Source organism: Flavobacterium sp. GNP001, from assembly GCF_054343775.1.
Window position 1 is genome coordinate 2,099,068 of sequence record NZ_JBTGUX010000001.1, and the last position, 23,983, is coordinate 2,123,050.

Consider the following 23,983-nt stretch of genomic DNA (forward strand, 5'->3'; position numbering starts at 1 on the left):
CGTTCGTTCAGCAGTTTTTACCACCTCAATTCAATTTCAACGATTTAAGCCTTGTTTCCTTTCCATATTCCCGACCAATGTATCGAACGTTTCCAAATACGCTACGTATGACGCCTTGTTTTGCTCAATGTTGGGACTATGTTGGGAAAATAGTACACTGACTAAATACAATTCCTTTGTTAGTAGGCAGTTGCGAATGAAACGAGGGTTCCTCTAAAGATTAGGTACGAGTAGTAGAAACCGAAATAGCTCCAGCGCCACCGACCGAAAAAAGGTAAAAATCTTGGGCATCATTAACGCCTTACACCCCCCTGCCCTTTGCGTTTGCGTTTTCCCGCGATCCCCACCCCGCGAAAAAACTATATTCCATCACCAACACGTTATCCGATAGTATTTTTTTTGCTAACCACACTGTTTCAGTTTCCCTTATCAATCTGCTCTTAACCAATTTGAGTTCAAATTTTATTAAATTGAAGAGGTATGAATTGGCAATATGTATGTAAACTAATTTTTTTATATAACATATTTTTAAAGTAACATTTTTTTGATGTACTCTTTCAAATTTCAAGGTTTTTTCTAATTCATTCTTCGAACAAGGAATAGCTTAATGCACCTGAATGAAATCTTATTTAGACAATCCCTCTTAATTGTAAATGATACTTCAATGATGAAGTTTCTTCGTAATCATCATCAAAAGGTGTTTGATTTTGTTGTTCTGCTGGAGAAAGGGTATTGTATTTATTTAATTTTTCGTAATAATACTTATCTAAAAGCTCTTGCAAATCAATGCAGTTTTGTAAAATGCTTGTTTTGAAGTAAACAGTATAGTCTTCATGTAAAACACATTTGCCGGTTTTTAAACTTTCCACAGATACAACGTTACCAAACAACAATATCAAATCATTATATAAATGTTCCTGTTTTACTAACCATTTTAATAGATCTATTTCGTTGTCAAGAGTAATTGATTTAAATTCGTCAATCGCTATTTTAGCTTCATTTTCGATCATTAAGAATTGAAAAATTTGATTGATATGCTCATAAAGCCAATAAAATGAATGATGATATTTGTAAAAATTATTTATCCTATCGATAACATCATATAATTCTTCATATCGCTTAATCCAAGTGATTATTTGATCTTTTGAAATCTCACTGTCATTGAGTTGCCTCATTTCATTCAGAGCAGTGATTGATTTGTTTTTTAAATAGTCATATGAAGCTGAAGGAACAAAAGTTACTTTTTCATCATCATAAATAATAAAATTTAATTGTCTCTTATTTTCATCTATAACTCTTTTATCTGTGTAAAAATCAGAACAGTTGTAAATGCCTTTTACAGAACAAACCTCGTCTTCTTCTATTATAAAATTGATATAGCGACCTGATTTATTGCCAACAAAGGCAATTCCTTTTTTATTTTTATTGATACATTCATCAGAATTACATTTACCCTCATAAGCAAGTAGCTTATTGTCCTTATTTTGGAATTCCTTGAAGACTTCTTGCAATTTTTGAAGAAAAATAGTTTTGGTAGTATCTTGATATGTAATCTTGTCCTCTAAAATTAACTCTATGGCTTTGCAATTCATTTCTGAAATAGCATCAATAAGACTTGCTGGAGCATTATTTACCATGGCATCTTCGCTTACTTCTGCAAGCTTTTGAATTAATCTTATTTGTTCGGGTTTCATTGATGTTAAAAATTCAGAATTCCTTTATCTTGAGTTATTGTAATTACTTGTTTTAATCAACAAACATAATTATCCTAAAGTCTAGTGCTTTTTCCTTGCAATTAGGACAATAATTATTGACCATGTTTAATTTTAAATCAAAGTTATTGATAGTGATATAATCGAGATTATCACCTTTTAAAACATCATCAGTGTAGAATAGATATTTTTCTGAATTTTTGCTTGCTAAATAATTTATGTTTTCAAACTCTAAGGTTTCCTTATTAATTGCTGGTACTGGACAATTGGTTAGATAATTAAATCTGCCACCACCAAATCTGAACTCATTTGAAAAACCACATGATTGGCATTTTGATTTTATTATATTTCCCATTTTTTCTATCTATTTTACAATTTTGTTCTTTGAAACAAACAAAGGTGATGCACTTTTAAGTTTTAGTAGAAATTGCTCCTTCGCTGAGATTTTCATCAAATTACTTATCAATCATTTTCCAACTCCACATTTTTTTATCTTTATTATACGATTTCATGGCATTGCCTTTAAAAATCATTCCATCTTGTAATCTTAATTTAGTTACTAAAGATGGATGAATAAAAACATCTTCTAAAAAGCCAAATGGTTTACCAGATTGAATACGAACTTTTCCTTCAACTTCTTTTAAAAATTGTTTTTTAAAAGAAGTGTCTTCAATTTTACTTGCTGTATAAAGTTGATGCATACCCTCATTACTACCACCTTGAAACCTTACTTTCAAAGTCTCTCCTATTTTAACTTGTCTAAAGAACCTGTCATATTTCAAAAAGCCAAACTTTGATTCAGAAGCAATGAAATTCAGAATTTTTTTATCTGTATTGACAAATTCTACAATTAGCATTTCTTCTGGTATATCATAATACAAAAGCGATTCTGCTTCAGGTATATACCTTTTGTAAAAATCAGTATTTGATATATGCACCGATGCATTTTTAAACCATTCCTGAGATTGAAATTTGAGGACTTCATTTGGAATTTTAAAGGCATGTTGATTTCTCACTTTTACCAATAATTCAATTTCCGTTTTGGCCTCATTGTAGTTGTTTTTAGAAATTAAAATACGAGCCATTTTTTGTCTTATCCCTACAAGCATTTCTTCTGGACTTTTACACGATAATGCTTTGCAATAACAAGCAAAAACTTTTTCTGGTTCACTTGAAAATGCTTCTGCCAAGATTTCCCATACCCAAAAATCATTACATTTTTTCTTTGCGAAGGGTATAAGTGATTCAAGCATATTATCTTGATCTCCTACCGCTAATAAAAGTTTAGCCTTGAAATAAGCCGGATATTGGTACTCTTTATGTTTCTCTTCCAAAACAGATAGTTTTTCTATAAAAGCCAATGATTTTTCTTTGTGAAAAACAATTTCACCATCCGGATGTTGTATTGGCAACAAGTGTTTAGCATAAGTGATATAAGCCTGCTCCACAATCGACATTATTTCTCTTCCGTTAGGAAGAGTTTCCTTTTGATAATCTACTTCCCTGAAATTTTCAAAGTTCCACCAATCTGCAAACTGTATATAAGTGTTATCAATTTTTAAAGCTTTATGGAATGCTTTAAACAAAAAACTATACCCTTCAGATGGTTTAGTATATTCAAAAGACATACTGATTTCAATCATTAGCTTTAATTTCGCAAGTTGTAAATTATCACTACCAAGAATTTTAAAAACCATTGAACCTATTTGCCAACTTAGATTATCAAAAAGCATTTTTTCATCCACAGGCAATTCCAGATTTTTTATCTCTGATAAAATGGAAATGAATCCATCTACATCCACTGAAGCTACATTTTGCTTTAAATAATCATAATACACCCAGCTAATATTTCTTTTTGCCCATATATTGTCTGGCTGAACTTCTAATTCTGATTTAGCCATAGTTAGTGCTTCTTCCAATTTTCCGGATTGGCGTAGTTCTTTTATTTCTTTAGCTGGCATAATCTTCTTTTTTAAAAGTTTGTAGTGCAGATTGTATGTCTGAAATTAATCTTGGGCTATTGGATTGTTTTTGAATAGGAACCACTCGACCAAAGAAACCTTTCATATTGTATTCATAATCCATAACTGCTACTTCTTGATTGCGCATGAATGTATATCTTTCTTTGTATTGCAGATGTTTTATTTTATCAATACTGATTTGCTTAGATTCTAATACAACACTCAAATCATCAAATAAATTTTTAGTAAATGGTAACATTTCTTCAATCTCAGTATCAAATACTAATTTACTTATAATAGTTTCTACAGTTTTTCTATTAATGGAAATATTGGGTAAATTCTTTAGTAATGTTTCAATGTCGCTATAAAGTTCTTCACTATTAGTATTTGATACTAATTTTTGGTATTTACCATTAAATACACCCTCTTTATTTGTCCAGGTTTTTACGGCAGCAGTTTGATTTTCCCTTTTAAAATAATACCAAATTTCAAGATTTTTCTTTTCCCAACCCATTATTTCAATGTATTGTTTTCTAACAGTTTCACGTACTTTGACAAAATGATCCTGCAGTTGTACTGATTGTTCAAATAGATTAAACTGAGATAGTTGTTCTTGCATTTCTTCATCAATGCTTAGTTCTTCTCCTTGAATGTCAAATCCTGATACTTCATTCAATGCATTTAATACCTCAACATCTAAGAATGCCATTGCAGAATAGGAATTGAAATAAGGCGGGTTTAAAGCATACAATGTACTAGATGCTCTTGTAATCGCTGTATATGCCCATCTGTAGAAGTTTTGATTTAATTTACCTGCTCTTCTTTGATTGTCTGAGAAACAATTAAAACCCTCTGTGTTATCATTATCCCAAACTGTAAAAACATTAGCCCATTCACCACCTTGTGCTTTGTGACAGGTTACCGCATAACCAAATTTCATTAGTAAAGCATTGAAGTATTCATCTTGTATAATAGCTTCTTTGAATTCTTCTGTTTTAGGTTTCAGGTTTTCATGTCTCAACCTAAAATCAACATATAATGCCTGTGTCTCTTCGGGTTTTAAGTAATTATCCCCATAAAGGTAGTTTTCCAACACTTTACCTTTAACTATTTTATTATTGCTATCGGAATCAGGAAACACTAATTCAACATTTCTCCAATTTAAAGTTACTGGAGGTTTTCCTTTTAAAGGTATGGTACGAGTTTCTATTTCATTACTAACTTCATTGATTACAGCAAATTCACCATTGAAAATTCCTTTTCTATAATTATTACCTCCCATTATTACTATGTCACTTTTTTGAAGAGGTAAATTTGCATTTCCAAATCTTCTTTCTCTTATTTGTAAATTGAGTTTTAGACAAGTTTTGTTTTTACTAGCAATAATAATTTTAGGATTTGCTGTTGACTGCCAAGTATCTAAAAAGGCTTCATATGAAGGATTTACAATATCAGCACCGTTTGGACGTAAATCAAAATCGTTGAAAAAACCAGCAGATATACTTTTGCGCATTTTGGCAGCTGCTTTTAAAATGCCACTTTCACTACCTTGACGTTTTACCTCTTTCATTTCTGTTTCTTCAGAGGAAAGATTGAACTTTTCTTTCAAGTACAGTGGTTCAAACGCTTTTGAGCTATTATCGGTTACAGGAGGCAACTGAAATGGATCACCTACAAAGATTATCTTGGTTCTTGCATTTTCATTATTAATTCTTGAATAGGTAATTAAATCACTCAATAGATGCCCTGAGCCGAAGCGAAAAAACTCTCCTTCAGTTTTAGAATCTGATAGCATTGAAGCTTCATCAATAATAAATATTTTACCCGATACATCAGTATTGTTTCGGAGTTTATAATTGTAGAAAAAAGAATCACCTTCTTCGACTTCTAACATTTCTTCATAACTGTATATTGATTTATGAATAGTAAAAGCTTCTTGACCTGTTTTTTCTCGTATTACTTTTGCTGCTCTACCTGTGGGCGCCATTAATAAAAAGTCTTTTTCAATGGCATTTAAGAATTCAACCAATCCTTTAAGAATAGTTGTTTTACCACTACCTGCATATCCTTTTAGCATAAAAACCGGAACAGGGCTTTCCAAAAAAGATTCCAATTTTGTTAGAGCTGTTTCTTGTGCAGAACTTAAGTTTAGATGACTGAAATGATTGAATATACTCATGTCTTATTATTTTGATGCAAAGATTGGAGAGATGTGTGCGGGATTAGCGCATAGAAAAAATTATTCGTTTTGGGTTTGTTTTTCTCAATTATATAAATCACGTAGTATAGTGTTTTTTTTATCCTCTAATGTATAATTAATTAGATGTCCAGAATCTACATATTCTTCTTCACGTTTATTGAGAATTAATATTTCAAGTGTACCATCCATTAATTTATTATAAATTTCATAATCATATGGATAGGACGAAGACACTCTTAGAGTAAATATCACTTCTTGTTTATATTCAAATACATTAATATATGAATTTAATTTTCCTAAATATTTAATCCATTTTAGATCTTCTTTTTTGATAAATATAGTATCATCTGAGGGGATATTATAGTTGTCAATTTCTTCAATCATTGCAGCTAATTGTCGTCGGAGTTTAATTAGTAAGTCTTTCATGTTTTCGATTTTGTATTATAATTTTGATGTAAAGATGGTAGGGAAATATGAAGGATTAGTGCATTTATTCTTTTAGATTGTCCGTAATTGTTTTGCAAATATTAATTACATCAACTAATTCATTTATGCTAAAATTTGATTTATCCTTATGTACATAGTTATTTCTTGCCTCTTTTATCTCGTAAACTTTTTTAATTGCAGTATCATTAATGTTTACAATACCAAAATAATCAATGAGCAATGCTGTCATACTATGAAAAAAAGTTGGATTGTCAGCACTGTTGAGCCTTGTAAATTTTCCGCCATCAACTAGTCTATTGTTAGCTAAGTTATACCTTTTCATTTCCACTTCTTCAAAGCCCAATACAAGATCATATTTTATTTCTCTAATATAACTATGCTTAAATTTTTCAAGGAAATTGTAGCAGTTTAGAAAAACTACATCTAATGATGAACTTGAATTTAAATCAATTCTACTTGCTGATTGACGGACAATTTTCAGTGCAATTAATAATTCGTTTTTAAAGTTATAAAAGTCGCTTTGCGGATCTGCACATGCATTTTTTATATTTTTTTGAATTTCTTGGCAAACGTTAAGAAAGCTTTTTAAGAAATTCTTTTTTAAGCACTCCTGACTTATTGAAATAAAGTTTTGAATGGATTGTTTGGTAAATTGATTATCAATACTGTTTTCCGGACTTTCCTTTATAATAAATCCATCAGCACCAGCATCTTGAAGAGCTAACAAATTCCAAATTTTATTAGTTGCAGAAAAAACAATAACTTGAATTCCTTTATTGTGTTCCTTTATTTTTTTTAAAATCTGATAACCGGTTACTTCATTAATACTGATATTCTCAAAATCATCTTTATGAAGGCGGAAATCTAAAATAACTAAATCTATATCTTCATCGATTATTTTTTTTAGTGAAATATCAATTATCTCTTCTTTAGATTTTTCATTAAATTCATAGTCTAAATGCCTAAAAAACAATTTATTTTCATCATCTAAAATTTTACAAAAAATTTCATACCATCCTTTTTCTGCCTCATCATCAATATATAATACTTTAGGATGATCATCGTATCTGATTTTTAATTGTGTAGAATTTATTTTGTCTAGATGACAAATTGGATAAATGGTCTTTAAATATTTGAAGTATAAATTACTATTTTGAATGTCTATTATCTTTTTAATCCCGTCGTCGTTAGCATCAATTACTTGTGACCATCTATATATCGCCCATTCATTTGCAATACTATGATTATCCTCATAGTTTGTAGGTATTTTGAGATTTAATTTTTTAATTTCAATAGGTAACTCTTCAATAGTAAAATTGTTAATCCCTATTTCCAATGCTTTTTTAAAGGCAATTTTTGAATAATCAATTAAAAATATATTTTTAGTTTTTAAAATAGTACCATATTCAATGTTAAAAATATCCTTAAAATCAACCACTGAATAAATAAAGATTGGTTTTAATTGGTTTATTGTAGGTGTACACCTAATATGTGTTGCAAGTCTTAAACCATTAAAATCTGACAAAGTTGGCCCAAAACAAATAGGCAGGAAAATGTTTTCAAATTCATTAGAATTTAAAGTTTGAAAGCATAATTTATTTAAAAAAGTATCTGTTATACCATCTTCATCTTCATAAATTATTTCACTAAAAGTATCCTCGAATGGATCTTCAATCTCATGCTCAAATGATTTAAAAATTAAGTTTTTTGAAGAATTCTCAATACTTAATGAATTATCAATATTATTATTTTTAGTTCTTAATAATTCAATTATCTTTTCTTCAATCTGAATATTTTCACCGTAAACAATATGCTTAATTTCATCATTTTTTTTTGAATATTTTAATAAAAAAATATTCAAATTTTGATAAAATATATCCGCAGGTATATTTACAATATTATCTATAATGGAACGCTCATTTTTCCCTCCACTAAAAAAGGTTAAAAAAATTTCTTTATTTTCTGCCCTGTAATTTATCTCTTTTATAAAATCATCAATAAAACTTTTATTATTTAACGCAGATAAATCTTTAAAAGATTCATGTATGAATATGTGAGTTGCCGTTTTATTAATGGATTCTTTGTTTTTAAAGAGCATATCAATATTATTTATAACGCAAACAATATCTGAAAACTCCTCAAATCTTGATTTATTCCAACCGAATCCAATCTGTCTTGATATGTTATCATCAATTAAATAAATCATACTTTAAAATTTAATATGTGTTTAACTCCGATTCTTTTTTCAATTTCCTGAGCTTTTATTTCTTTGCTATCCCATAAATTTATTTTGTAAGACAAATTGTTCTCAAAAATTGCTTCTAAATATAAATCACAAATACCGTTTATTTTCTCTATCATTCTGATATGTTTTTCTCCCAGCAACATTCTATCTGAAATTGAGTTAAGATTTTTTTTAAAATAATTTACATTTTCATGATGCACAATTAAATTAATGTGATTATTTAATTCTGTACTAAACGAGATATTAATAATAGGTTTTTCTAAATTAAATCTTCTGTAAATATCGAGAGTGTTTTCAATGATAATATTAAAACATTCAATTATGCTATTAACATCTGTGTATAAATTTATAGTTCTTTCAAAATTATCATAATTAAAAATACAATCGTTTTTATATTTTTCATTATTGTAAACGAGAATATCGAATAATGAATTATCAGCTTGAATTCTAAATAAATTTTTAGAATAGATTATTAGTTCAGAAAAGTAATTTATTCTTTTACCATTTAATTTTGATTTTATAGGTTTATCTAGTTTATATCCCTTACTTCTTATCTGTCTTGAAAAATTCCCACCTGGATTAGGGACAATTTTATTTTGATTAGACCAATTTATTAAGTTTTCAGAATTCCAATTTACAACATTGCTTTGTGTCCAAAATCCGATTTTACCTTCATAATTCTTACCTGTGATATAATCCAATAGAAAATTTTTTACTTTTCCTTGTAAAAAATAATTGATAAATAAATTTTTTAATTGGTATTCAATTTTTTCTTGATATTTTACTAAGTCAAATTCTTTAATGTCCATTTTATTAATGATATTTTCAAAGACATCTTTATCATCAAAAGTATGCCAAGTATATTTTAAAAATTCATTTGAATTATATTCTTCTAAAAACTTTACTAGGCCATTAGAAGAAAATGGATTAATGTATTTTAGCGATTTATTTTCTTTTGATTTAGAAACTTTGTCTTTAGAATCAAGATCATTTTTCTCTATATTTGACACAATTTCACTTGCTTTATTTTCTTCAAAATTTATTCCTAATTTAACTTCAATAATATCAATCCTTTTCTTAAGCTCTAAATTATCAGCTTCGAAATTTTTAAATTCATTCTTAGTTAGATCAATGATTCTACTTTTTTCTTCTGTTTTAATTTTTTTAGAAGACAACAAATCATTTATAAAATCAATTTTATTAGTACTCATCATGATTCTTTTTAAGTTGATTGCTTGTCTAAAAACATACTTATATCAAATTGATTAAATTCAAAATCAGTATTTGAATTATTGATAGGATGTTCTCCATTTTTGGAATAATAAAGCTCCATAGCACTTTCAATTCCATTGGTTTCCCAAATGGTCAATACTTTACTAATGAATGATTCTTTATTAGTTAGTTTATTGAATCTCTCTCTCAACTTCAAATACAAGTCATTACTATCACCCTTCACCATTTTAAGGTAATTGAGTTTACCGTCAATAACATTGATCATATCAGGTCTTCCTTTAATACTATATCCTTTATCAGCAATATATTGTTGCTGAAAAAAACTTTGTGCTCTTTCTTGTCCATAGCTTTCCCAATAGTATAGCCACATGCGCAACTGCTTGATATAACGTTTTTGTACATTAACATTCTCATTAACTAAAAGACCGGTTACTTCCTGACGGTAACCTTCTTTTTGTAAACGCGTTTTACTTTCTTTGATATGAAAACCTTGCTCAGCAACAATTCGGTGTAATTCCATTATAAAATCACTATTAGGTTGGTACACATTCTGCATTGAACTGAATGTCATATCATCTGCATAGCGAGTATATTTCAACCCAAAACGTTTAGCTACTGCTGAAAGTAAATAATCCAATCGTTGGCAAATAACATTACTTAGCACTGGAGAAGTTGGAGCGCCTTGAGGTAAAACATTACGCACTACTGTTTCCCATTCACCAGCTGTATTTTTTCGTTCTACATTCATTTCTGTGCAGCATAATGAAGCAATCATATTAGCAATATTTTGTTTAGATAAGCTAATAGACCTAAGATTATTGATGAACTCGTCTTTATGAGTCAAACTTATCCACGTTTGATCTTTTGTTTTAGTAAGATAAAAAACATGATTTGTTTTAATATCTTCGATTTTATCTTCTATGGTAGTGCCTGTAATTTTCGCATTACTATCGATTTTAATTTTTAATACTACCTTATTTCCAATAATGGTATCTATTAAATATAAAAAACCTCCAATTTTAGTTTCTTTTATTATGGCGTGAGTTGGTTTGAAAACTTCTTTAATTTTTTCAAAGGATACTTCCTTTATCTCTTTCTCAAAAAGATTTTCGTTAATTGATGGAGTTAAATTGAATGGTTTCAACTGCAAGCACTTCCATACTCTAGCTTGATCAATACTAGGAAAAAAGTCCTTTAAGTCAATGTTATAAACATATTTATTTCCTACATGCTCTTTGGCATTATCAACAATAGACTTCTCCTTAACAAAACCTGTTGCAGCTTTATGAGGCTCATAGACGCATTGTAAAATGAAACTTAGTGTTTTTTGAATGGCTTTTAGACCATTCACTGGAGCATGAATAGTACGCTCCGCGCCTGATTTCTTCTTTACTTTGAATTCAGTGTAGCGTTTTTTTACCAATTTAGGATTGGAATACCAAGTAAGCTGTTTAAATTCAAAAGGAACCGTTTTTTCACCATAGACTAAAGGTTTTGCTTCATTCAATAAATGAAGAAAATCTTCTCTAGACTTCATATTTTGAAATGCGGTACGGATCTGGTCTATATGTGTTTGTTCTATTTTCATGATATTAAAATATTCCAAGAAGCCTGCTATTGTACTCTTTGTTTATGAACTATATTAAAGAAAATTAAACTAAAAATAGATCATAATTAAAATAATAGAAAAATAATATTTCAAAATAGTTTTACAAGAAGATCATAAAAACCCAAGTGTAAAATAACCACGAAACATTCATCCTAGATCGCTCTAGGACACCAACCGATTTGAAACTTTCTTGCGATAGATTCCAGTTGGCAAAAAATCAATATTATGCAGCAGGCTTTCAAAGAACTTGTTTTTGTTTGACTCTGCAAACGTATAATTCAAGAGTGCGTTTTTGCTGCACACATAAATTTATTTTATACCTTGCGTATTCTTAACTTGGTAAATATAAATAAAAACCCACAATGGCAATCACTAAAAACCCTTTAATTCGTTACAAAATTTTAGATAAGTGTTTTCGAAATCCTTACAAAAATTATTATTTCGATACATTATTAGAAACAGTAAACGAAGCTCTTTTTGAAGTTACTGGTGTTGAAGAACATATAAAGACACGTCAACTGAGGGATGATATTGCTTTCATGAGAAGTCCTGAGGGATGGAACATCGAATTAGCTGATCTATTTGAAGGGAAAAAGAAAATTTATCGATATGAAGATTTGAACTTTTCGATTAACAATGCGCCATTAAATGATGTTGAGATGGACCAGTTCCAATCGGCAATACAAGTTTTAGCACAATTTGAAGGTATGCCACAATTTGAAGGTATTCAAGCTATAATAGCCAAATTAAAAACAGATTTAAAAATAACCAACCACGAAAAACCCTTCATTGGTTTTGATAGCTCGCAAGATTTAAAAGGTATCGAGCACTTCAGTACACTGTATAACGCGGTACAAAATAAAACACCTCTACAGATAACTTATAAGGATTTTAAAACTGAAGAACCTTATACCTATATTTTTCACCCTTATTATTTAAAGGAATACAATCATCGATGGTTTTTATTTGGGCTGCATGTAGAAAGCTGGAAATCAGACTGGAATGTTGCTATTGACAGAATTGTGACAATCGTACCAATTAACGTACCCTTTATTCACAATGATACTATTGATTGGCAAGAGTATTTCTCGGACATGATAGGAGTCAGCAAAACAGAAGGTGCTGTTTTAGAAAATGTTGTTTTGCATTTTAATCAACTGACGGGGAAATATATGGAGAACAAATCTATTCACGAAACACAAAAGCACAAATGGATTAGTAATGATGTATTGGAACTGAAAATTAATGTGATGATCAATTATGAACTCGAACGTTTAATTTTAAGTTATGGAGAGAGTGTTAGGGTTGTAGAACCTCAAGAACTAAAGGAACGGATAAAAAATAGACTTTTTAATGGGATGAATCAATATTAAGCTATATCCGCATTGATACAAACCATTTTTGAATTTGACCCTAATGTTATTCTTTCTGAAAAAAAGTTCCCCACTAATCCTGTTGCTTCTTAAAGTAGGATGGGGTCAGCTGTTATTACAGATCAATTTTAGGAAAAACTTTTTTGTGAAATATATGAACTGCTCTTTTTCTAACAAAATTAAAATCATCATTATTATTTAAATCAAAATGTTTGTCACAATTTAAGCATACAAATACCTTATCGGTTCCTAATTGAACATACTAACTTAGCCATCACAAAAAGTTAAGAAATAATCTTAATTTTAACCTACGAAACAAGTGCGCAAAATTTATGACAAAGCTTTCAAAAAAAAAGCGGTCCAATTGATTTATGGAAACAAACTGATTTCTAAAGAACAAATGAAACTGGAAATCTTTGAATATATTAAAATTTGGTACAACAGAAAAAGGAGACCTTCTGCTTTGAATTATGCAACTATTGAAGAATTTAACAATCAAATTAATTACAAAAATGTAGCTTAACTTAATGTGCAGTTTTTATTTGCATATCCATTATGCTACATTGCTCTTTTAGTATAAAAATTTACAACTGTAATCAAACACTCAATATCCTCTTCAAAGTATCTTGCATTGCAATCCTGAAGGAATCATCTTGGGTTACTTTTTTGTACAAATCGAGTTCTAATTTTCGCTGTTTAGACATGATGTCTGCGAATATTTTATCGAAGGCGATATCTCTGTTTTGTGTGTCAGTATTCTCTGCATACTTTGCTTTAAAATCAGGGTGCGTTTGCATGTTTTTGGCCAAATTCACAAACTTTGCTCTTTGTTCTTCTGGCGTAGCTTCCCAACCTTGGAACCATCTTTCGTTAAAACTATTGATGATTAAATCTAATGGGTTTTCCTCTTTATCTGTTCCGTGAGCGCCTCTCGGATTTGGGTTTTGTGGATCTAATTCAGCTTCGGAATCGTCTAATGCAATACTTGTGTTTAACTTAACGCGCTCTAATCCATAAGTGGATAAATCGACTGAATTTAGTAATTCGTCTAAAGCATCAATATCGGTATCAACAATAATCAGTTTTGGTATCAAGAACTTTAAAAACCAAAAGAGCTTTTCCCAATTCAGTACTTCATACGGTAATATAGATGCCATCTGACCGTAAATTTTCACAAACTGTTTTGCTTTGATTTTGAAATCGGCTTTGTCACTATCTTCCAGATCTAACTGAAAGTTGAAACGGTCTGCCGCGGTATCAATAATTGGACTCAACAATTGTGCATCTACTTTCTTAAAATATTTATCGACAAAATCTTCAACTTCTGACCATTCGTAAACGCCTACATCATCTAAAATTGCCTTGATTTCGTGTAACACATTTACATCTGTGGCTTTGTTTAATGATGTTGCGGTATAAAAAGGATCAAAGGAATCTTTCATGTCTTCTGTCGAGTTGAAGAAATCGAGTACAAATAAATCTTCTGTTTTCTTGCCTAATTTGTTGGCAGCTCTATTTAATCTTGATAATGCTTGCACGGCTAAAACGCCTTGTAGTTTTTTATCGACATACATTGCGGTGAGTTTCGGCTGGTCAAAACCAGTCAAATATTTGTTAGCTACTACCAAAATTTTATAATCGTCACTATCAAATTGATCGCGGGTTTCCTTCTCTGCAAAACCATTGATACTATCTTCTGTGTATTCGACTCCCTCTATTTTTTTCTTACCCGAGAAAGCAATAATTGCTTTGAAAGGTTCTCCCTTCTCTTTCAATATCTTTTGAATGGCAAAGAAATATTTTATTGCTGATTCAATGCTTTGAGTTGCCACCATAGCTTTGGCCTTTCCTTTCAGCTTTTTAGTATTTACTAATTTACTGATGAAATGATCCACCATGATATCTGCCTTAATTGCTATGGTTTGTTTGTCCTGTTCTACAAATGCTCGTAGCTTTTTTTGTGCTTTATTGGTATCAAATAATGGATTGTCTTCTATGGACTTTTCAATCTCGTAGTAACTTTTATAAGTTGTATAATTCGCCAAGACATCCAGAATAAACCCTTCCTCAATGGCTTGTTTCATGGAGTACAAATGGAATGGTTTGAAGGTTCCATCTTCTTGTTTTACTCCAAATTTTTCGAGTGTATTTGATTTTGGTGTAGCCGTGAAAGCTAAATAGGAAGCATTTTTGCTCATCTTGCGCGAGCGCATGATTTCAATAATTTTGTCCTGAGGATCTTCGTCCTCTTCTTCATTGTTGTTTGTTCCCATCGCACGGTTCATATTATCAGCTGCTGAACCACTTTGACTGCTGTGCGCCTCATCGATGATTACCGCAAAACGTTTGTCGCTTAAATCAGCTATTCCATCAACAATGAATGGGAATTTTTGAATAGTAGTGATAATGATACGCTTACCACTTTCTAGACTTTCTTTTAGTTCTTTGGAAGAATAAGCTGGTGCTACGATATTTTTTACTTCCGAGAATTCTTTAATGTTTTCGCGTAGTTGTTTGTCTAACAATCGTCTGTCAGTAACTACAATCACGGAATCAAAAAGCGGATTGGTAATCCCTCTGCTTCCAGGTGTGGTTTCGCTTTCGGGATAGGTTTCAATCAATTGGTACGCTGCCCAAGTAATAGAGTTTGATTTTCCTGAACCGGCTGAATGCTGAATTAAATAGGTTTGACCCACACCGTTTTTACTGGCGTGATTTATTAGTTTACGAACTACATTCATTTGATGGTATCGTGGAAAAAACAAGGTTTTTTTACTCAATGGATCTTTCTCTTTTCCGTCAAAACGCACAAAATGCTGTATGATGTTTGCCACACTTTCACGTGTCAAGACCTCATCCCATAAATAGGCTGTTTTATGTCCGAAAGGATTGGGCGGATTACCCTTTCCGTAATTGTGACCTAAATTAAAGGGTAAGAAAAAAGTATTGGCTCCATCTAATTTGGTAGTCATGTAGACTTCATCGGTATCAACGGCAAAATGTACCACACAACGACCAAAGTTTAATAAGGGTTGTGTTATGTCTCTTTTGTGTTTGTATTGATTTTGTCCGTGTACTTTGGCGTTTTGACCGGTCCAATGGTTTTTGAGTTCCATAGTAGCAATAGGCAAACCGTTTATAAAAACCACCATATCAATTTCTTCTCCTGGATTTGTCAAAGAATATCTTAGTTGGCGCGACACACTGAACTCATTGCTTTCAAAATTGGCTTTTGCCGCTGCACTGCTGCTAGCTAATGGTAATACGTACAGTAAAGTAAAATGAGCATCATCTACTTCTAAACCTTTACGAAGCAAACGCAGGATGCCGTATTTTTTAATCAAACGATCTAAACGTTCCAGAATTTTTAATTTCCAGTCGTTTTGCTTTTGTAATTTGGCTAACTCATCTGCTTGGGTTGTTTCCAGAAAATGCCAAAAACGAACCTCATCAATTGCATATTTAGTATTGAAATCAGCAGCATAGCCTATGTAATAGCCATTGCCAGCGCGGTACAAGTCCTCTCGTTCTTGTAAACTTCCTTCGTTTTTTAAATCTTCAAGACAAGAACCGGTTAGTTTTTTTTCTATGGCGGATTCTAATGCTTGTTCGTTGGTTTGGCTAGGCATGGTCTTCTACTAATTTTGATATTTCGATATTATTGTATCCTTTAAAATCTCCTTGTGTATTAATTATTTTCATTTGATTTGAAAAAATCGCATCCTGATTCTCCCAATGCCTCAAAGCAATATTATTGCCTTTAGACCATAATTTTGAATTTAACTTTTGCGCATACCAAATGAGTTGGGTTCTTAAATCATCTATTTTCTCTATTTCTGTAAAATCAATTCTTTTGGTTTCTAAGAAACTATGGATCGAACCATTAAAAGTTAAAAACTCTTTGAAAAACTCTTTGAATGCAATATTTTGTTTATCAGAACTTATAATATGTTCGCGAATAATTTTTGCCCAATTATCAAATCTATAATTTTCATAATAATAAGGTGATACTCTATCCCAGTATTCATTGTAATGTAATAATATGTTCTGAACAGTTGGATGTTTTAATTCTTTTGGTGGAAATATTTCAAAAAACTTATTTTTTATAAGATAAAGTTGTTCTAAACTAATTGTTTCAATGCTATGAATTAAATGACTAATATTCGTTGCGCCTACATTTCTTCCATTTAAATTCAATTTATGATCTTCTATTTCCCATAGAACAGATTCAATCTCTTTAAAAACTTCTAAATCTTTGAACTTATTAAGAATTTTAATTCTTATAATTTCATCATTAGTCCTTAGTTTACTGTCGTTTCCATTTTGATCTACTTCATTCTTAATACCATTGTTTTGTTCTAATTCATGAATATTTAAAAGCCCGTTTTCAAATATTTCATCTATAGTTTTAAATAATGTTGAAACTGAACGATTAAAGTTATTGTACCTTAAATAAAACATTCTCATCGTACGGAACGAACCATCTATGTTAAGTTCTCCAGTAGACGTATTAAAATATAAAATCGACCAAATAAAAATCATTCGATTCCTTTCAGTACCTTTATTATTATCTTGAATGTCAGCAAACCAATTGGTATTTGTCTCGTTAAATAATTTCATTAAATCATTTAAACAATTATCTACCCAATCACAGTATCCATAAGCTCCTTTAAAATTTTCTTTGTTTGTAATAAGGTATTTGTATGCATCGAAATATCTTTTTATGATTAGAAGATCTAAATTTTCTTTTATCAAAGCATATTTAACACTATGATTATCTATATTTTGATAAATCTTTCTTTTATCATTTCTAATGTTTTCAAGACCTGCAATACAAAACAAAAATTCATTGAAGCCTATATCAGCATTTTCATTTTTGCCTTTATTTTCCCAGAAAAAGTCTTGCCAATCTTCCCATAATATCCCGTAACTATTTTTGTCATCGATATTATCAAACTTACTTAATAAATCGGCTTTCAAATTTTCGTTACTCTGCATTTGTTCGCCTCGCGCATTCATATAAATATAAAGTTCCTCTCCTTGCTCGCTAATATTAGTGTCAAAGTACCAAAACTCAACTTGATCCTCTATGAAATAATAGAAATCGACAATTTCGTCATCTGTTTTGCCATTAAAATATTTTGACAAAAAATTAAAATTTGATAGCCAACTTTGAATAGTAGTATCCGAATTATATTTCGTAGTTAGATACCAATGTTGGTTTACAAATTCTTTTTCTCCCTCCAAAACATGTAGGACAAATGCATTTATAAAGTCATGTGTTAATTCACGAACTTTATAATCCAGTTTTATATTTTGATTAAGTAAATAAGTTGCTTTAAATTTTTCTTTTAATCCTTCATTTAAACTAGCCAGTGCCAATAAAATGATAAATATTGTAGTAATGCGTTGTTGCCCATCTATTAAAAAATACTTGCCATGATATTGTTCATCGTTGTAGGCATAGATAAAGCCAATATTTGAGGAATAATTTCTTTTTTTATAAAAGGCTGCAAATGATTTGACAAGTAAGTCATCTTTACTTTCAATCAATGGAATTTCTGCTGACTTAAACAGATTATAATCATTTTCTATTGAGTCCAACAATCCTTTGACTTGTTCAAGTTTCCAAACATAATCTCTTTGAATTTCGGGTATTATAATTTGCTGTACATATCTATTTACAAACAATTCTTTTACGTTATATTTTCCTGCTTTCATATGATCAATTACTTAGAGACTCAACTAACTCAATAGATTCAATAGTTTCATAACCAATTGAATTTTTAATATATTCTAAATGTGCATTAAAATCAGAAATTGTCCAGTTATTCATACTCTCGGTATTTGAATTAGAAAACATTTTGCTAAACACATCAAAAGTGTGTTTTGGGACAAAACTCCCACGTTGTATTAACGATAAGATATTTAATCTTTTTTCGTTGAAAAATTTGTTACCATTGGAGGAATTATCCCCACCTGTAAGCAAACACATATTTGCAATACTATTTAAGGCAGGATGTTCTTTTAATGCTTTGTAGTACACATTTTTTTCTTCTTCTGTTCTCACATCTAATTCTAAAACATCGTTTACCTCATCAGACACATTTACCAAAATTTGCTTAATAGCTTCTTTATCCGCGTTATTTAATATTTTATTTTTACCCTCTGGTGTTTGTGGAAAAATATGTTCTAAAGTCCATTTTTCTTTTTCAAATTGATAAAAATCAAAACGAGTGTTTTCTTGTCCTTTAACAAACACACTTAAATGCAATAAAATTTGATGGATTTTTTCGGGTGTCTCCTCGTAGCTAATTTCATTAAAATCTATGTTAGTAATTAAATCGAGCTTGATCCTATTTAGTTTGTTCTTGATCAAATCAGTTTTCGTTTTCGATTTTAAACATTCTTTTAAGAAATTAAGATTATTTCTACCGCTTTTTTTGGTAAATCTACAGTAACCTAGAAGATTATAGATTTCTGTCGTATTATACCAATCCTCAAGGGTGTTTTTTACGGCTAACAATTTATTGTACAATACAGAACAATCCGTTTGCTCTAAATAATAATTAAAAAGAGGAAAATCTTTTGAATGATTGTTTAAGTTTTTAATAACAATTGCATCGTCTTGGCAAGCAGCAGTTAAGGCCAGCAACTCGTGCATGGCATCTTGTTTATTATTAAAATAAAAGCTTTTTATTTCGGGTTTGTTTGCCCAGTTATTTATTTCATCCCAATGCCTGCCAATGTTCATTCGGATTTCCATAATTTCCTTAAAATGTTTTGTTTGTTTGTTGGTTTGCGTTCTGCCAACTTTGGTAATAAGTAATCCCTTAATAAGTTCGGCTTCAGTTAATGGTACTTTATTACTATTCAAGTTTTTAAAAACTGTTTCGCTACTGATGTGTTCCTCTACTGAGTTTACTATAATTTTTACCTGATTAAGCACAAAATCATAAAATTCATACAGTTTTTTATTGGTAAAAAAAGTATTCATTGTGATAGCGGCATTAGCCATGTAAAAAACATCTTGATTGTTTTCAAGCATTTTATTTTCTTGTAGATCTTTCCAATTACTTTCAATAATTACCTTTAATTTTTCTTTAGGGTAAATGTGCTTTTCAAAAAAATTATCTCTAATCGCGTAGTCTAATTTATTTTCAGCTAAGTTTTCTTGATCTAATTTTAATGACAAAACAGAAAGTAAAATTGATAAAGTAGTCAAACGTTGTTGCCCATCTATAACTTCTAAACAATTTCCTTTTGCTAATTCAATTCTCTTTACTGTTATATATTGCAAGTAATATTCTGACTTTTCTTGCTTTATAAAACTATCAAAAGCTTTCCACAAATCGTTTAATAGAATTGTTACTGCTCCATTATGATTGGATGCCCATTTGTAACCTCTTTGATAAGCAGGAATGTGATAAAAGCTACTTTCATATTGGCTTAAACAACCATTTTGATTATGATTATTAAATATGTCCTTTATATTGAATATTAATTCTTTCATAGTTGTATTTTAACTCACTTTTACCTTCCCCGTAACCACCCCATCTATCAAACTCATTTTATATTCCTTCAACTTATCAATCTCTTGCTCTTTTAATGAAATGGCGGTATCTATTTTTAAATTTATATTTTCAACAAAAGCTCTAATTGTATCCATTTCTTTTTGTGGTGGAATTGGTACTAAAATAGAATTTAAATTACCAATTGTTAATTGGTTTATAGTAGATGTTAGAAACATTCCTGACAATGCTTTAAAAATTGAAGAGTTTAATATGCAAAATATATATGGATTAATTTCTGATCTGAAAACTGTTGTAAATGCACCAAATGAATGTCCAATATCTTCTTTTGAAATTAAAGCACATTTACCAATTAAATCTCTACTTCCATTTCTAGAACAAATTAAAATATCATTTTCTTTTACCATCAATTTATTTGAAATCCTTGATTTTACATAGACATTTTCTTTTTCACCATATCTAATTTTACCTTCATATAAATTTGAAGATCTAAATACCAAAGTACCTTCATCTTGATCACATAAATCATTTGGGCTATATGTTAAACCAATAATTGAATTTCCAATATATTTCAGTGGTTTCACCTCCCAATGCTCCGGAATCTCCCCAATCCATTCCACACCACTGTCTTTCAACTTTACATTTTCGTTTAAACCTCTAGTAACCGCTTTATGAATTATTATTTGTCTGCGTTCTTTAAGCAGTTCTATTTGCTTTTGTTTGATGGCAATGGCTTGGTCTATCTTGGTAGTTTTATCGTCAAGGAAATTGGCTATTGCAGTTTGTTCTTCGATAGGTGGAATTCCAACCATAATCGATTTCATTTCATCATAACGAGTTGTCCATAAATCTGCAACAATTCCATGACCCATTCTATAAAATTCTTCAACAAAATTGTAACCCCTTAATAAATAATTACAATAAGTACTATTTATGCTAATAGGCTCAATCACAATGTAAATTAATGATACAGAGCCGTCTCTATCTGAGATACCGCTAGATGCCTTTCTATCGGAACGACTATTAATAACAAAATCACCTTTTTTGACTAGCTTTCTATTATCTCCATCATTACTTTTGGCAGCACTTGCTAATTGAGGGAAAACTCCGTTTTTTGTAACTGATAAAGGTTCAAAATCTTTATCAGAAACTTTTGTTCTTCTTTCTAAAAAACGTGTTCCGAGTCTAGTTAACTCCCAATGCTCAGGAATTGCACCCAACCATTCCACACCGGAATCTTTATATGCAGAATAAGATTGCAATATTACTTTTTCTATAGTTGCTTCCATTATACTAGGTTTAAAATTTCGGCAATTAGTCCATCGCTCAATTTTTCTAAATCTATAATATCAGCACTAACTTCATTAATAGCACGCAAGGGTTTGTGTTGGTAGAAATATTTGTTAAAGCTTATTTCGTAACCAATTTTGGTAGCATCCAGGTTTATCCAAGCTTCTTCCACATGTGGTTTTACTTCTCGTAAAAAGTAGGTATGAATGTCTTCTTTTAAAGGTACATTTTCGGTGTCACGCAAATCACTTTCTGTTTCGTAAGTAAGGTATTCGCCTTTTTTAGCCGTTGGATAATACCCGTAATTAGATAATTCACTTTCAGTACAATCTAAATGATCTAAAAGCGATGAAAGTTTTTCGCCCGTTAGTTTTACAGTGCCTTTAATTACTTTTTCGGCTTCGGCATCGTACCAACTTACGACATTTAGAATCGCATTTTTTTCTGATGCGCCTAATTTTAGTTTTTTGTCTTTGATAACCGCATCGACTTTTTGTTTGAAAAGGTTAAAGTCACTAAAAACTTCGTCTCCTAAAGCATCCAACAAAATAGTAGCTTGCTCTAGTAAAAAAGCTTGCTTGTCCCAAGTAGTTTTGGCCACTACTTTCTTTTGGTTGGCAGCGGTTAGGTTCAATTCGTTCTTCTCGCACCAGTCGAGAATTTCTTTTTTATGATTTTCAATTTCAGTATAAATCGAGTCACCAAAAGTTTCATAGGCATACACCATGGCTTCTTTCAGTGATTTGTCATAACGCAATTCGGCAATGCGTTCCGCAGTGAATTGTGCTTTTAAGCGTTTAGGCCTTTCAATGATTACTTTATGATAGCCAAAATCACTGTTATCAAATACTTTTGCGGCAATGCCTTCGTCAGCCGTTCTTTCGATTGCTGCTAAATCGGTATAGGTTTTTACAATTTCAGTAATGTGTTCTGGAGCAAACTCACAGTTTTTGTTCCCTAAGTTCTTACGTAGTTTGCGGTACAATTGCCCAGCATCAATCAATTGCACTTTGCCTACACGGTTGGCGGTTTTATTGTTGCTTAGTATCCAAATGTAAGTGGTAATTCCTGTATTGTAAAACAAGTTGTTGGGTAGTTGTACAATGGCTTCGAGCCAATCGTTTTCAATAATGTAACGACGAATGTTGCTTTCGCCACCGCCAGCATCACCGGTAAACAAACTACTTCCGTTATGAACGGAGGCAATGCGTGTACCTGTAGGACTTTGCGAAAGGGATTTCATTTTACTGACCATTTCCATCAAGAACAACAATTGCCCATCAGAAGAACGCGGAATGGCATCAGCATCTTCGTCAATTCCCCAGTAGTTTTTCAATCGGATTTGGAAACGACTGTCGATTACGTCTTTTCCGTCCTTGATGTATTTTTGCTCGGTTGCCCATGATTTCCCGTAAGGCGGATTGGATAACATAAAATCAAAAGAAGTTCCTGCAAATTCATCTGTTGATAAGGTAGAGCCCACACGAATATTCTCAGGATTATTCCCTTTAATCATCATGTCGCTTTTGCAAATGGCATAAGTTTCATCATTGATTTCTTTTCCGTACAAATACACATCCGAGTTCACGGCACGTATTTCGCCGTCTTCGTCTTTGATAAAATTTTGCGCTTCGGTCAACATTCCACCACTTCCACAAGCCGGGTCGTAAATGGTCATTACCGGAGGCAAATTGTTTTTTATAGGATCAAAAATAATATGCGTCATCAGGTCGATTACTTCACGTGGTGTAAAGTGCTCTCCTGCTTCTTCGTTATTATCTTCGTTAAATTTTCGGATTAATTCTTCAAACACATAGCCCATTCCGAGGTTTGACAAGGCAGGAAGTTTTCTGCCATTGGAATCATTTTTTTCAAAAGGCGTTAAATTAATATCTGGTGACGTGAATTTTTCTAATACATCAAGCAGCACATCTTTGGCTGCCATGTGACGAATTTGACTTTTGAGTTTGAATTTTTCAATGATCTCCTTCACGTTACTACTGAAACCATTCAGGTAATCTTCAAAATTAGCCTGTAATAATTGTTGGCTATTGGTAGCCGTATCGTGTAAACGCTGTAAGGTCCAATCGCTGGTGTTGTAAAAAACATACCCAGAAGCTGCTCGTAAACCGCTTTCGTCCCATTCTGTGAAACCTGCTTCATCGCGTTGGAAAGTTAACTCTTCCATTACGGCCTCTTTCGTTGGTTCAAGCAAAGCGTCTAACCTACGTAAAACCACCATAGGCAGTATTACATCGCGGTATTTTCCACGAACATAGACATCGCGAAGGCAGTCATCGGCAATTGACCAAATGAAGGAAACTAATTTATTGTGCACGGATTGATTCATTGTATTTTGAAATGGTATTATTAATTGTGGT

At 31.1% G+C, this 23,983-nt stretch carries 15 protein-coding genes; 2 read left to right on the forward strand and 13 right to left on the reverse strand.

The genetic code is table 11. The annotated features are described in order from the left end of the window. Nucleotides 1-629: 629 nt before the first annotated feature. The 8 genes from ACXX8U_RS08890 to ACXX8U_RS08925 all read right to left on the reverse strand — a co-directional run bounded on the left by ACXX8U_RS08890 (nt 630) and on the right by ACXX8U_RS08925 (nt 11,386). Nucleotides 630-1,694: a hypothetical protein gene (locus ACXX8U_RS08890; protein WP_458565540.1), complete on the reverse strand. Its 1,065-nt coding sequence runs from the start codon at nt 1,692-1,694 to the stop codon at nt 630-632. A 52-nt stretch (nt 1,695-1,746) separates the two neighbouring features. Further along, complete coding sequence (locus ACXX8U_RS08895; protein ID WP_458565541.1) at nt 1,747-2,067, reverse strand: hypothetical protein; 321 nt, start codon at nt 2,065-2,067, stop codon at nt 1,747-1,749. A gap of 100 nt (nt 2,068-2,167) precedes the next feature. Then, nucleotides 2,168-3,673: a DUF7017 domain-containing protein gene (locus ACXX8U_RS08900; RefSeq protein ID WP_458565542.1), complete on the reverse strand. Its 1,506-nt coding sequence runs from the start codon at nt 3,671-3,673 to the stop codon at nt 2,168-2,170. Beyond that, complete coding sequence (locus ACXX8U_RS08905; protein WP_458565543.1) at nt 3,663-5,852, reverse strand: ATP-dependent DNA helicase; 2,190 nt, start codon at nt 5,850-5,852, stop codon at nt 3,663-3,665. Before ACXX8U_RS08905 ends, ACXX8U_RS08900 begins: the two co-directional genes overlap by 11 nt. 84 nt (nt 5,853-5,936) lie before the next feature. Beyond that, on the reverse strand, nt 5,937-6,299 hold the full coding sequence (locus ACXX8U_RS08910; RefSeq protein WP_458565544.1) for a hypothetical protein: 363 nt from the start codon (nt 6,297-6,299) through the stop codon (nt 5,937-5,939). Nucleotides 6,300-6,363: 64 nt separating this feature from the next. Further along, entirely contained in the window at nt 6,364-8,526 is a 2,163-nt protein-coding gene (locus tag ACXX8U_RS08915) for a response regulator (RefSeq protein ID WP_458565545.1), read from the reverse strand. Continuing rightward, on the reverse strand, nt 8,523-9,776 hold the full coding sequence (locus tag ACXX8U_RS08920) for a hypothetical protein (RefSeq protein ID WP_458565546.1): 1,254 nt from the start codon (nt 9,774-9,776) through the stop codon (nt 8,523-8,525). Before ACXX8U_RS08920 ends, ACXX8U_RS08915 begins: the two co-directional genes overlap by 4 nt. 11 nt (nt 9,777-9,787) lie before the next feature. Continuing rightward, a complete protein-coding gene (locus ACXX8U_RS08925) occupies nt 9,788-11,386 on the reverse strand; it encodes a reverse transcriptase domain-containing protein (protein WP_458565547.1) in 1,599 nt (532 codons plus the stop codon). 383 nt (nt 11,387-11,769) lie between these two features. Here ACXX8U_RS08925 and ACXX8U_RS08930 point away from each other — a divergent pair, with 383 nt between their 5' ends. Together ACXX8U_RS08930 and ACXX8U_RS08935 are read left to right on the forward strand one after the other, a co-directional pair. Beyond that, nucleotides 11,770-12,780, forward strand: coding sequence for a helix-turn-helix transcriptional regulator (locus ACXX8U_RS08930; RefSeq protein WP_458565548.1), 1,011 nt, complete (start codon nt 11,770-11,772; stop codon nt 12,778-12,780). Nucleotides 12,781-13,099: 319 nt separating this feature from the next. Further along, the gene (locus ACXX8U_RS08935) at nt 13,100-13,303 is read left to right on the forward strand and encodes an IS3 family transposase (protein ID WP_458565549.1); all 204 of its coding nucleotides are present in this window, start codon (nt 13,100-13,102) and stop codon (nt 13,301-13,303) included. 73 nt (nt 13,304-13,376) lie between these two features. Here ACXX8U_RS08935 and ACXX8U_RS08940 read toward each other — a convergent pair whose 3' ends face one another. The 5 genes from ACXX8U_RS08940 to ACXX8U_RS08960 are packed head-to-tail and all read right to left on the reverse strand — an operon-like array spanning nt 13,377 to nt 23,952. Then, a complete protein-coding gene (locus ACXX8U_RS08940; RefSeq protein ID WP_458565550.1) occupies nt 13,377-16,409 on the reverse strand; it encodes a type I restriction endonuclease subunit R in 3,033 nt (1,010 codons plus the stop codon). Beyond that, nucleotides 16,402-18,501, reverse strand: coding sequence for a DUF262 domain-containing protein (locus tag ACXX8U_RS08945; RefSeq protein WP_458565551.1), 2,100 nt, complete (start codon nt 18,499-18,501; stop codon nt 16,402-16,404). The genes ACXX8U_RS08940 and ACXX8U_RS08945 overlap by 8 nt, the downstream gene beginning before the upstream one ends. A 4-nt stretch (nt 18,502-18,505) precedes the next feature. Next, on the reverse strand, nt 18,506-20,293 hold the full coding sequence (locus tag ACXX8U_RS08950) for a DUF262 domain-containing protein (RefSeq protein WP_458565552.1): 1,788 nt from the start codon (nt 20,291-20,293) through the stop codon (nt 18,506-18,508). 9 nt (nt 20,294-20,302) lie between these two features. Next, on the reverse strand, nt 20,303-21,601 hold the full coding sequence (locus ACXX8U_RS08955) for a restriction endonuclease subunit S (RefSeq protein ID WP_458565553.1): 1,299 nt from the start codon (nt 21,599-21,601) through the stop codon (nt 20,303-20,305). Beyond that, on the reverse strand, nt 21,601-23,952 hold the full coding sequence (locus tag ACXX8U_RS08960) for a type I restriction-modification system subunit M (protein ID WP_458565554.1): 2,352 nt from the start codon (nt 23,950-23,952) through the stop codon (nt 21,601-21,603). Before ACXX8U_RS08960 ends, ACXX8U_RS08955 begins: the two co-directional genes overlap by 1 nt. Between the last annotated feature and the right edge of the window lie 31 nt (nt 23,953-23,983).